Annotated in this window: 13 protein-coding genes, 1 tRNA gene and 1 pseudogene; 9 read left to right on the forward strand and 6 right to left on the reverse strand. The window is 70.9% G+C overall.

Features of this window, described 5'->3' with window-relative positions; translation table 11 throughout:
* Positions 1 to 356, forward strand: a pseudogene (locus ASG00_RS15745) (hypothetical protein); the annotation flags it as partial.
* 42 nt (positions 357 to 398) lie between these two features.
* Here ASG00_RS15745 and ASG00_RS07370 read toward each other — a convergent pair.
* The 3 genes from ASG00_RS07370 to ASG00_RS07380 all read right to left on the reverse strand — a co-directional run bounded on the left by ASG00_RS07370 (position 399) and on the right by ASG00_RS07380 (position 4,058).
* Entirely contained in the window at positions 399 to 1,442 is a 1,044-nt protein-coding gene (locus ASG00_RS07370; protein WP_056208039.1) for an ABC transporter ATP-binding protein, read from the reverse strand.
* A complete protein-coding gene (locus ASG00_RS07375) occupies positions 1,439 to 2,899 on the reverse strand; it encodes an ABC transporter permease (RefSeq protein WP_082483142.1) in 1,461 nt (486 codons plus the stop codon). The genes ASG00_RS07370 and ASG00_RS07375 overlap by 4 nt, the downstream gene beginning before the upstream one ends.
* A gap of 109 nt (positions 2,900 to 3,008) precedes the next feature.
* A complete protein-coding gene (locus ASG00_RS07380; protein WP_056208044.1) occupies positions 3,009 to 4,058 on the reverse strand; it encodes an iron ABC transporter substrate-binding protein in 1,050 nt (349 codons plus the stop codon).
* A 281-nt stretch (positions 4,059 to 4,339) separates the two neighbouring features.
* Here ASG00_RS07380 and ASG00_RS07385 point away from each other — a divergent pair, with 281 nt between their 5' ends.
* Positions 4,340 to 5,311, forward strand: coding sequence for a pyridoxal-phosphate dependent enzyme (locus ASG00_RS07385; RefSeq protein ID WP_235557399.1), 972 nt, complete (start codon positions 4,340 to 4,342; stop codon positions 5,309 to 5,311).
* Positions 5,308 to 6,471 carry a cystathionine gamma-synthase gene (locus ASG00_RS07390; RefSeq protein WP_056208049.1) on the forward strand — a complete coding sequence of 388 codons (1,164 nt, stop codon included), beginning with the start codon at positions 5,308 to 5,310 and terminating at the stop codon, positions 6,469 to 6,471. Before ASG00_RS07385 ends, ASG00_RS07390 begins: the two co-directional genes overlap by 4 nt.
* A 90-nt stretch (positions 6,472 to 6,561) precedes the next feature.
* Here ASG00_RS07390 and ASG00_RS07395 read toward each other — a convergent pair whose 3' ends face one another.
* Positions 6,562 to 6,759, reverse strand: a complete 198-nt coding sequence (locus tag ASG00_RS07395) for a hypothetical protein (RefSeq protein WP_045247156.1) — start codon at positions 6,757 to 6,759, stop codon at positions 6,562 to 6,564.
* Between the two features lie 139 nt (positions 6,760 to 6,898).
* Between ASG00_RS07395 and ASG00_RS07400 the strand changes: the two genes are divergently transcribed.
* From ASG00_RS07400 to ASG00_RS07410, 3 genes are all read left to right on the forward strand, one after another.
* A complete protein-coding gene (locus ASG00_RS07400; RefSeq protein ID WP_327037318.1) occupies positions 6,899 to 7,339 on the forward strand; it encodes a YdeI/OmpD-associated family protein in 441 nt (146 codons plus the stop codon).
* Positions 7,340 to 7,401: 62 nt separating this feature from the next.
* The gene (locus tag ASG00_RS07405) at positions 7,402 to 8,088 is read left to right on the forward strand and encodes a hypothetical protein (RefSeq protein ID WP_048809181.1); all 687 of its coding nucleotides are present in this window, start codon (positions 7,402 to 7,404) and stop codon (positions 8,086 to 8,088) included.
* A 98-nt stretch (positions 8,089 to 8,186) separates the two neighbouring features.
* Positions 8,187 to 8,259 (forward strand) — tRNA-Arg (locus ASG00_RS07410).
* Positions 8,260 to 8,322: 63 nt separating this feature from the next.
* Here ASG00_RS07410 and ASG00_RS15750 read toward each other — a convergent pair.
* Positions 8,323 to 8,463, reverse strand: coding sequence for a hypothetical protein (locus ASG00_RS15750; protein WP_200930884.1), 141 nt, complete (start codon positions 8,461 to 8,463; stop codon positions 8,323 to 8,325).
* Between the two features lie 80 nt (positions 8,464 to 8,543).
* On the opposite strand from ASG00_RS15750, the gene ASG00_RS15755 reads away from it, so the two are divergent.
* The 3 genes from ASG00_RS15755 to ASG00_RS07420 all read left to right on the forward strand — a co-directional run bounded on the left by ASG00_RS15755 (position 8,544) and on the right by ASG00_RS07420 (position 9,780).
* Positions 8,544 to 8,720, forward strand: a complete 177-nt coding sequence (locus ASG00_RS15755; protein WP_048809182.1) for a hypothetical protein — start codon at positions 8,544 to 8,546, stop codon at positions 8,718 to 8,720.
* Between the two features lie 71 nt (positions 8,721 to 8,791).
* Complete coding sequence (locus ASG00_RS07415) at positions 8,792 to 9,226, forward strand: tautomerase family protein (protein ID WP_056208053.1); 435 nt, start codon at positions 8,792 to 8,794, stop codon at positions 9,224 to 9,226.
* A gap of 17 nt (positions 9,227 to 9,243) precedes the next feature.
* Positions 9,244 to 9,780 carry a TetR/AcrR family transcriptional regulator gene (locus ASG00_RS07420; RefSeq protein WP_056208057.1) on the forward strand — a complete coding sequence of 179 codons (537 nt, stop codon included), beginning with the start codon at positions 9,244 to 9,246 and terminating at the stop codon, positions 9,778 to 9,780.
* Positions 9,781 to 9,784: 4 nt separating this feature from the next.
* On the opposite strand, the gene ASG00_RS07425 is transcribed toward ASG00_RS07420, so the two are convergent.
* A partial coding sequence (locus ASG00_RS07425; RefSeq protein ID WP_056208165.1) for a ribonucleotide reductase stimulatory protein occupies positions 9,785 to 10,115 on the reverse strand: 331 nt, incomplete at its 5' end.

A 10,115-nucleotide genomic window follows, 5' to 3' on the forward strand; every position in this document is an offset into this window, starting at 1 on the left:
GCACCTTCGCCCTCGGCACGGCGGTCGGCGACTTCGCCGCGGTGACCCTGGGACTCGGCTACGCTCCGTCGATCCTCGTGTTCGCGGTGCTCATCCTCGTTCCGGCACTCGGCTACCGCTTCCTGCGCTTCGGCGCCGTGTTCGCGTTCTGGTTCGCCTACGTGCTCACCCGTCCGCTCGGCGCCTCGGTCGCCGACTGGCTCGGCAAGCCCGTCGACGAGGGAGGGGTAGGCGTCGGCAGCGGCTGGGTGTCGCTCGGATTCGCGTTGGTCATGGTGATCGTCGTCGCGATCATCCGTCAGCGGCGCAGCGTGGCGGGCACGGCCCCGGTCGCCGCATCCGACCTCGGTCTGTGACCGGCGCGGCAGCCGCGCGGCATCGATCCGGCCGCTGAGCGCTCAGGCCGCGTAGAGCACGCCCGCGCCGTCCACCACGACGCCGACGGTGTCGCCCACGGCGGGAAGGTCGACGCCGAACACGCGCAGCGGCACCCGCGCCTCGGTGCCGTCGTCGCACACGACCGTGACGAGGGCGGTGCCACCGGTCTCGACGACGTCGAGCACGCGCATGGCGGGGGCCGTGGCATCCGTCGTCAGTCGAAGCTGCTCGGGACGCACCATGACGACGAGAGCGGATGCTGCGCCTGCCGCGTCCGTACGCACCGGCACGAGGCCGAGCGGGCATCGGGCCGACCCCGCCTCGCGTGTCGCGGGCAGCAGCACGGTGTCGCCGAGCAGGCGCGCGACCTGCGGCGTGGCCGGCGCCGCGTAGACCTCGGCGCAGCTTCCCGCCTGCTGGAGGCGTCCGCCGTCGAGCACCGCGATCGCGTCGCCGAAGGCGAGCGCTTCGGCGGGATCATGGGTGACGAGCACCGTCGTCACGCCGGCGCGGTCGAGGGCATCGACGACCTGCGTGCGCACCTGGGCGCGCAGCGCCGTGTCGAGGGCGCTGAAGGGCTCGTCGAGCAGCAGCACGCGCGGGTGGGGCGCGAGTGCGCGGGCGAGCGAGACACGCTGCTGCTGGCCGCCGGAGATCTCGTGCGGATAGCGCTCGAGCAGGTCGGGCTCGATGCCGGCGAGAGCGGATGCCGCGGCGACCGCGTCACCCCGGGCGCCACGCGCGACCCCGCCGAGGCCGAAGGCGATGTTTGCTCGCGCGGTCAGGTGGGGGAAGAGGGCGCCGTCCTGCGCGACGTAGCCGACCCGGCGGCGGTGCGACGCGACCTGACGCTCGGCGGAGGCGACCAGATCATCGCCGAGTCGGATCTCGCCGCGGGTGATGCGCTCGAAGCCGGCGATCGCCCGAAGGAGCGTCGTCTTGCCACTGCCCGAGGGGCCGACGACGGCGAGACGCTCTCCGTCCGCGAGCCGCAGCGAGACGTCGTGCAGCACGGGGTGTCCGCCCAGGGTCACCGACACCTGGGCGAGGTCGAGGGAGGTCATGCGGTCTTCTTCCGGCGGGCGTCGGCGAGGAGCAGTGCGACGCTCGGCACCGACAGGGCGATCAGCAGGATCGCATATGGTGCGGCCGATGCGAAGTCGGCGTTGATCGTCGCCGACCAGAACTGGGTCGCGAGCGTGCTGGTGCCGGCCGGGGCGAGCAGCAGGGTCGCCGTGAGCTCGTTCGCGCAGCCGAGGCCGGTGAGTGCGAGAGCCGCGCCGAACGACGAGAGCATGAGCGGCGCGGTGACCGTCAGCTTCGCGCCGAGCGAGCTGCGCCCGAGAGAGCGCGCGGCCTCTTCGAGCCCGCGCGGCACCTGGGCGAGGCCGGTGCGCAAGCTCACCAGCGCCCGCGGCAGGAACACGATGACGTAGGCCGAGATCACCGTGACCGGCGTCTGGTAGACGGCCGGAAGCACCCGCAGGGTGACCGTCACGAGCGCGAGGGCGACGATGATCGTCGGCAGGCTGCTCGCGAGGTACATCGCGCCTTCGATCACGCGGGACATGCGGCCCGGGTACCGCACCGCGAGCCACGCGCCGGGCAGGGCGATGATGGTCGCCGCGATCGCGCCGCCCGCCGAGAGCATCAGGGTCTGCCCGAGGGTGGAGAGCAGGTCGCCGGCCGCCCAGGCCTCCGGGCGCAGGGCCCAGCGCACGAGGCTCACGCCCGGCACACCGACAGCGAGTGCGAGCACGAGGGTCAGTGCCAGGGCCACGGGCACCGCGCGCCACCCGAGTCGGTGCGGCACGGCGGGGCGCGGCGCACCGCGGCCGATGCGTGCGTAGCGCGCGGAGCCGCGTGCCGACGCCTCGCCGACGAGCAGCACGAGGCACAGCAGCGCGAGCACCACGCCGAGTGCGTTGGCGGCAGGACCCGCGAACGTCGACTGGAACTGGCTGACGATCGCGGTGGTGAAGGTGTCGAACCGCAGCAGTGCGAAGGCGCCGTACTCGGCGAGCAGGTGCAGCCCGACGACCAGTCCGCCGCCGAGGATCGCGATGCGCAGCTGGGGGAGGGCCACGCGCAGGAAGGTGCGCACGGGGCCGTGCCCGAGCGCGCGGGCGGACTCCTCGAGCGCCGGGTCGAGCCGCCGTAGGGCGGCGAGGGCGGGGAGGTAGACGAGGGGATAGTACGCGCCGACCGCGACGAGGAGCCCTCCCGACAGTCCGCCGAGGGAGGGCACCGCCGACACCCATCCGTAGCTGCTGACGAAAGCGGGCATCGCGAGCGGAGCAGCGAGCGCGATGGCCCAGACGCGCCTCCCCGGGAGGGCGGTGCGCTCGACGACCCATGCGGCGAGCACCCCGACGGCCACGCACAGCGGAACCCCCACCACGACCAGGCCGATCGTGTTCAGCAGCAGCTCGCCGACCCGCGGCCGGAAGATGAGCGGCGCCAGCTGCGCCCAGCCCTCATCGATCGCGACCCAGGCGACGAAGCCGACGGGCACGAGCATGAGCGCGGCGACCACGAGCGTGAGCACGACCAGCGGCGCCGGGGCTCGACGAGCCCGGCGCCGGAGGGTCGCGCCGCCGATCGGGGCGCTCGCAGCGAGAGCGGTCAGATCAGATCAGCCCCGCCGCGGTCATGAGGTCGGAGACCTGCGAGCTGTTGAGGGTTGAGGGGTCGATCGCCGGCGGCTGCAGCGTGTCGAGCGCCGGCAGCGCCGGGTTGGAGGCGACGCCGCTGCCGATCGCGTACTCGAAGCTGGTGCCGTCGCGCAGCACCTGCTGGCCCGCGGCGGAGGTGATGAACGCGATGAACGCCTGTGCCGCCTGCTGGTGGGTGCTGGACTTCAGCACGCCACCGCCCGAGATGCTGACGAAGGCGCCCGGGTCCTGGTTCGTGAAGTAGGCCAGCTTCGTGTTGTTGCTGTTCTCCTTCGTCTTCGACTGATCGATGAACCAGTAGTAGTGGTAGATGATGCCGAGCGGCACCTGGCCGGAGTTGACGGCCTTCATGACGGTCGAGTTGCCCTTGTAGGCGACGGAGTTCTGCTTCATCGCGTCGAGCCAGGCGGTCGTCGCATCGACGCCCTTCTGCTGCAGGATCGCGGACACGATCGCCTGGAAATCGGCCCCGGTGGGGGATGCCGCCCACTTGCCCTTCCACTCCGGCTTCTCGAGGTCCATGATCGACGTCGGCAGCTGGTCGGCGGAGATGAGCGACGGGTTGTAGACCATCACCGTCGAGCGGGCGGCGATGCCGGTCCAGTCGCCGCTGGCGGGGCGGTAGGCGGCCGGAACGTTGTCGAGGGTCGAGGCATCGATCGGGGCGAAGAGCCCGGCCTTCTCGACGAGCGACATCGCCGGCGAGTTCTCCGTGAGGAAGACGTCGGCGGGCGATGCGGCGCCCTCTTGCACGATCTGGTTGCCGAGCTCGGAGTCGTCCCCGTTGCGAAGGACGACCTTCACACCGGTCTGCTTCGTGAACGCGTCGGCCCATGCCTGGGTGAGTTCTTCGTGTTGTGCGTTGTAGACCGTGATGGTCTGGCCGGAGATGTCGCCGGATGCGCTCGCGCTGGGCGACGACGAGGACGAGCACGCGGCGAGGCTGACGGCGACGGCGAGAACGGCGGATGCCGCGGCGAGACGGCGTGCGGTACGGCGGGGCATGACGGGAACCTTCGGTCGATGGGAGGTAAGGCTTACCTGACTTGGGCCTCGTGAATAGTACGTCCCCGGCGCGCACAGCGCCATTCGGACGGCCGTGAGAATCGGGATGGGGCGGTCACGGGTTGCGCGCTCCCGGGTGGGTCGGGGTAGGGTGGCCGCGTGCTGACCTGTCTGTGTTGTCGCTGATCGACGCCTTCGCGTCGTCTTCATCGACCCCCGTCAGCCGTCACGCCCCCGCGTGACACCACCCCCAGGAATCTCTCGTGCGCTACGCCTCGAGCGTGACCGACCTCGTCGGCAACACGCCTCTCGTCCGTCTGAACGCCGTCACCGCCGGCATCCGTGCCACCGTGCTCGCCAAGGTCGAGTACTTCAACCCGGGCGGCTCGAGCAAGGACCGCATCGCGGCATCCATCATCGACGCCGCCGAGCGGGGCGGACTGCTCCGCCCGGGCGGCACGATCGTCGAGCCGACCTCGGGCAACACCGGCGTCGGACTCGCGCTCGTCGCCCAGCAGCGTGGCTATCGGTGCGTGTTCGTCGTGCCCGACAAGGTCGCCGAGGACAAGCGGGCGGTGCTGCGGGCGTACGGCGCCGACGTCGTCGTCACGCCGACGAACGTCGAACCCGATGACCCCACCTCCTACTACTCGGTGTCCGACCGCCTCGCTCGTGAGATCCCGGGTGCCTTCAAGCCGAATCAGTACGCGAACCCGAACGGTCCGGCGAGCCACTACCGCTCGACCGGTCCCGAGATCTGGCGTGACACCGACGGACGCCTGACCCACTTCGTGGCGGGCGTCGGCACCGGGGGCACCATCACGGGGACGGGCCGTTTCCTTCGGGATGCCGCGGGCTCCGCAGTGCGCATCATCGGCGTCGACCCGGTCGGCTCGATCTACTCCGGCGGCCCCGTGCACGGCTACGACGTCGAGGGCGTCGGCGAGGACATGTGGCCGGAGGCCTTCGACCCGACCGTCGTCGACGCCTACGAACGCGTGTCCGACGCGGAGTCGTTCGCGATGGCGCGGCGCCTCGCCCGCGAGGAGGGTCTGCTCGTCGGCGGCTCCAGCGGCATGGCGGTGGTCGGTGCGCTGCGCGTCGCGCGCGACCTCGACGAGCATGCCGTGGTCGTCGTGCTCCTGCCCGACCACGGCCGCGGCTACCTCTCGAAGCTGTACGACGACGACTGGATGCGCGCCCACGGCTACGACGTCCCGACCCCGACCCCGATCACTGGAGTGAACGCATGACCGACCACGCCTCGTCCGCCCGCGGCTTCGACAGCCTGGCGGTGCACGCCGGGCAGGAGTTCGACCCGACGACGGGCGCGGTCATCCCGCCCGTGCATTTCTCGTCGACGTACGCGCAGGACGGCATCGGCGGGCTGCGCGGCGGCTATGAGTACGGCCGCAGCGGCAATCCCACCCGCACCGCCCTCGAGCGTCAGATCGCGGCGATCGAAGGCGGCGTGCACGGTCTCTCGTTCGCGTCGGGCCTCGCCGCCGAGGACGCCCTGCTGCGCGCGGCACTGCAGCCCGGCGACGAGGTGCTTCTCGGCAACGACGTCTACGGCGGCACCTACCGGCTGATCGCCCGCATCCTCGGGCCCTGGGGGGTGGGCCTGCGGGTCGTCGACATGAGCGACCTCGCCCAGGTCGAGGCGGCACTCGCCGAGCGTCCGGCGAAGATCGTCTGGGTCGAGACCCCATCGAACCCGCTGCTGCGCGTCACCGACATCGCCGGGCTCGCGCGCCTCGGCCACGCGGCCGGCGCGGTCGTCGTCGTCGACAACACCTTCGCCTCGCCCGCCTTGCAGCAGCCGCTCGCGCTCGGCGCCGATGTCGTCGTGCACTCGACGACCAAGTACCTCGGCGGGCACTCTGACGTGATCGGCGGTGCACTCGTCATCGCCGACGACGCGCTCGCCGAGAAGGCGCGCTTCCTGCAGTTCGCCACCGGTGCCGTGTCGGGGCCGCTCGACGCGTGGCTCACGACCCGCGGCATCAAGACGCTCGCGGTGCGCATGCAGCGGCACAGCGAGAACGCGCAGCAGATCGCCGAGGTGCTCGAGGGGCACGACAGGGTCGCCCGGGTCTACTACCCCGGCCTTCCCTCGCACCCGGGACACGAGCTCGCCGCGCGACAGATGTCGGCGTTCGGCGGCATCGTCACGCTCGACCTCGGCGACGGGGCATCCGCCCGCCGTTTCGCCGAGTCGACGCGCCTCTTCACACTCGCCGAGTCGCTCGGCGGCGTCGAGTCGCTGGTCAACTACCCCGACGAGATGACCCACGCCTCGGTGCGCGGCACCGAGCTCGCCGTGCCGGAGTCCGTCGTGCGGCTGTCGGTGGGCATCGAGTCGGTCGACGACCTCGTGGCCGACCTCGAGCAGGCGCTCGCCGCCCTCTGAGCCCCACGCATCGAGGCCCCCGGGAGATCATCCCGGGGGCCTCGACACATTCCTGCCGCGCGACGCTGAGCGACGGGCTCAGCGGAGCGGTCACTCGCCGCGCAACTGCTCCTTGAGCTCGTTGCGCTTCTCGACCCGCTCCTTCTCGGCTTCGGCCTTCTTGACGTTCGCGTCGGCCTTGACCTCGTCGACCTTGTCGCCGATGCGGTCCTTGGCGTCCTCGAAGCCCTCCTTGACCTTGCGGCCGGCGGTCTCCGCGACGTCCTTGGCGTCATCGATGAGTCCCATGTCGATACCCCTTTCGTGAAGTGTGTACGGACACCGGTGACGGTACGCGGCCGGCGTCGACGGATGCCGGGGGTTGCGCTGCTGCAGCGAGGTCGCTACTCCCTTACCCGACGTCGCCGGGCGGGCCTACGCTGTGCGCATGATGACGCAGCGGTTCGAGACGACCATGTCGCAGTTCGGCAACAACACCGGCATCGAGGTGCCGCCCGCGGTGCTCGAGGCGCTCGGAGGTGGCAAGCGTCCCGCCGTCGTGGTGAGCGTCAACGGCTACGAGTACCGCTCGACGGTCGGGGTGATGCAGGGGCTGTTCCTCGTGCCGTTCAGCTCCGACAAGCGAGCGGCGACCGGCATCGGTGGGGGCGACGCGGTCACCGTCGAGCCCGCCCTCGATACCGCGCCTCGCGACGTCGAGGTTCCGGCCGACCTCGCCGCCGCGCTCGCATCCGCCGGGCTCGCCGCCGCGTTCGCCGCGCTCGCTCCCAGCCACCGCAAGGCGCACGTCGTGAGCGTCGAGTCCGCGAAGGCCGCCGACACCCGCGCGCGACGTGTCGAGGCGGTGATCACCAAGCTCGCGGGGTGAGGGGCGGCATCCGTCATCGACCTCACAGGCCTGCGGGCACTACCCTCGACACAGGAGTGGTTGTGGCGCGGATCTGGAAGAGCCGGGAGGGCGAGAGCCCGAACGATGCCGCACGCGTCGCCAAGACGAAGGATGTCGTCGCCGAAGGTCTCTACATCGCCGCGGCCGCCACGCGACTGACGTTGAAGAACCGCATGCTGGTCGCGCTCATCTCGTCGGACGCCGACTTCGATGTCGAGCTGTTCCTTCCCGACGCGCAGGAGGCGCTGCTGGCGCTGGCGCGGGAGGCGGAGGCCGACGGCAAGCGGGCGGAGCGGGAGCGCAAGCGCGCCAGCCGCCGGTTCAGCCTCTCGGACGGCACCCACGACTACCGCAGCCGCGACGTCAAGAATCTTCGGCGTCGACGTAAGCAGTCGCTGCGCATCGCCGAGGAGCTGCAGCAGCGTGCCGCCGACGAGGCGACGCTGCGCGAGCTCGTCGAGGCGGCGCGCGAGGCGGCATGGAGCGAGGTCTCGCGCAACATCGACCGGCGGCTGCGCATCGAGGCGGCGCGCCCCGACCTCGAGCCCGACTACGAGAAGATGCGCAAGGCGCGCATGATGAGCCTCAAGCTCGTCGACCTGCCGAAGCTCGCCGCTCACCGCAAGCGGCTCGTCGACGGGGAGCCTGAGGCGCTTCCCGGCGGTGAGATCGTCTCGGGTGCCGCGCCGAAGGCATCGGGCATCGACCTGAGCGAACTCGACGAGTGAGGGGATGCCGCGGGCCGCGGCATCCACGATTCGTTCCGGGAGCACGTCCTGGGGTATGCTCTCCTGGTGCCCGCGCGCCGAAATGGCCGCGAGAACATGCGCCCGTAGCTCAATGGATAGAGCATCTGACTACGGATCAGAAGGTTAGGGGTTCGAGTCCCTTCGGGCGCACACTGTGTTGAGACAGTAAGTGAAACGGCCCGCTTCGGCGGGCCGTTTCGCGTCTGCGGGGTCTCAGACCGGCTCGGTCGTGCGGATCAGTCCGCAGTTCACGCACGACCATGCGACGAGGAAGCGTTCGTCGTCGAGGATCTCGAACCGCAGGGGATCGCCGCACGTCGGGCACGCGCGCGGATCCGGAGCATCCGACGTCATGAGCCCAGCCTAGGGAGGGCGGAGCGGGCGGGCGCGAGTGGGGGCAGGATGGTGCCGAGACATCCGATCCGGAGGCCACCATGAAGCACACCGTGTTCGTCGTCATTTACCTGCTCGTGATGGGTGGGCTCATCGTCGGGCTCGACGTGGCGTTCTTGCGTGACCACCTCTGGTGGCGCCTCGCCGTCAACGTCGGCATCGTCGCGGTGTTCGCGATCGTCTACCTGACCCTGCTGCGCAACCTCTTCACGCAGTGACGCGGTTGCGGGTCATATGACGGCCGTCATAGTATGACGAGCATCATACTTCGCGACCTCGGAGGCTCCCCATGCCCATGATCGACATCTACGCTCCGGCCGGACTCATCGCCGACGTGCATTCCCTCGCCCAGCGTGCCGCCGCCGCCGTGAAGGACGTCGAGCAGGTGCCCGACATCCCGATGTTCCGGGCGAACACCGCCGCGTTCGTTCATGAGCTTCCCGCCGCGGCACTGTCCGATGTCGACGGATCGAGCGATCACGTGCGCGTGCAGGTGCTGACCAACGCCGGTGCACTCGACCGCGACAAGCAGCTCGCCGTCGTGAGCGCGCTCACCGATCTCGTGGCGGACGCCGCGGGCGACCCGAGCTGGCGCGAGCGCACCTGGGTGCTGCTCACCGAGGCCCCCGAGGGTGGCTGGGGCCTGTGGGGTCACGCGCACACGAACGCCGAAATCGTCGGCGCCGCGCGCGCCGAGATCGCGTCGCTGCGGGGCGAGTCCTGAGCGGCGCGCGGGAGCAGATGGCCGACACCGCGGCGCGGCTGCTGGCTGAGCGCGGCTATCAGGCCACCTCGTTCAGCGACGTCATCGCCGCCTCGGGTGCACCCCGCGGGTCGATCTATCACCACTTCCCGGGCGGCAAGGACGAGCTGGTCGAGCTGGCGGTGCGCCGGCAGGCCGACCGGGTCATCGCGCTCGTCGGCGGGTTCACCGGCGACACCCCCGTCGAGGTCGTGGCATCCTTCATCGCCGTCTGGCGGCACACGCTCGTCGCGACAGACTTCGCTGTCGGATGCTCCCTGCTCGCCGTGACTGCGTCAACCGACGGGCCGCTGCGCGACACGGCCGGCACCCTCTTCGGCGGATGGATCGACGCCCTCGCCGCCCGGCTCGCCGCAACAGGGGTGGATGCCGCAGCCGCCGCCTCGTTCGCGACGACACTGCTCGCTGCGATCGAGGGCGCCGTGGCGATCGCTCGGGCTCAGCGCTCGCTCGCGCCCTTCGATGCGGTCGCCGCCCGCCTGACCTCCGACGCCGCAACCCTCGTGCGCGATTGAGGGGTCACCCGGTGGCGAGCGCCCGGTCGAGCTCCCCGAGGATCTCCGCGCATCGAGTCACGTCTTCGGGGGTACCCGAGAGCTCGAACTCGAACAGGATGGGGCGCCCGGACAGCTCCGCGAGTTCACGCGCAGCCGCCTGGTAGTACCGACCGAAGTTGCGATTGCCCGAGCCGATGATGCCGACGAGATTCCGCCGGGTGACGGCGGACCGAAGGAACGCCCGCACCGCCGCGGGCAGCGTCACCTGATCGTCGTTGCCGGCTTTGTATGAGGGCGTGAGCAGCACCCACGGGGCATCCGCTTCGCTCTGTCGCACCTCGGCGTCGGCGAGG

The sequence above is a fragment of the Microbacterium sp. Leaf351 genome (assembly GCF_001423825.1).
In the GTDB taxonomy this organism is placed as follows: Bacteria; Actinomycetota; Actinomycetes; order Actinomycetales; family Microbacteriaceae; genus Microbacterium; species Microbacterium ginsengisoli.

Excerpts from the sequence above, each read along its gene's own strand:
- ASG00_RS07370 (WP_056208039.1), bottom strand. The coding sequence starts at position 1,442 with ATGACCTCCCTCGACCTCGCCCAGGTGTCGGTGACCCTGGGCGGACAC.
- ASG00_RS07390 (WP_056208049.1), top strand. The coding sequence starts at position 5,308 with ATGACCGACCACGCCTCGTCCGCCCGCGGCTTCGACAGCCTGGCGGTG.
- ASG00_RS07380 (WP_056208044.1), bottom strand. The coding sequence starts at position 4,058 with ATGCCCCGCCGTACCGCACGCCGTCTCGCCGCGGCATCCGCCGTTCTC.
- ASG00_RS07415 (WP_056208053.1), top strand. The coding sequence starts at position 8,792 with ATGCCCATGATCGACATCTACGCTCCGGCCGGACTCATCGCCGACGTG.
- ASG00_RS07375 (WP_082483142.1), bottom strand. The coding sequence starts at position 2,899 with ATGCTCGTGCCCGTCGGCTTCGTCGCCTGGGTCGCGATCGATGAGGGC.
- ASG00_RS07420 (WP_056208057.1), top strand. The coding sequence starts at position 9,244 with ATGGCCGACACCGCGGCGCGGCTGCTGGCTGAGCGCGGCTATCAGGCC.
- ASG00_RS07400 (WP_327037318.1), top strand. The coding sequence starts at position 6,899 with ATGATGACGCAGCGGTTCGAGACGACCATGTCGCAGTTCGGCAACAAC.
- ASG00_RS07395 (WP_045247156.1), bottom strand. The coding sequence starts at position 6,759 with ATGGGACTCATCGATGACGCCAAGGACGTCGCGGAGACCGCCGGCCGC.
- ASG00_RS15750 (WP_200930884.1), bottom strand. The coding sequence starts at position 8,463 with ATGACGTCGGATGCTCCGGATCCGCGCGCGTGCCCGACGTGCGGCGAT.
- ASG00_RS15755 (WP_048809182.1), top strand. The coding sequence starts at position 8,544 with ATGAAGCACACCGTGTTCGTCGTCATTTACCTGCTCGTGATGGGTGGG.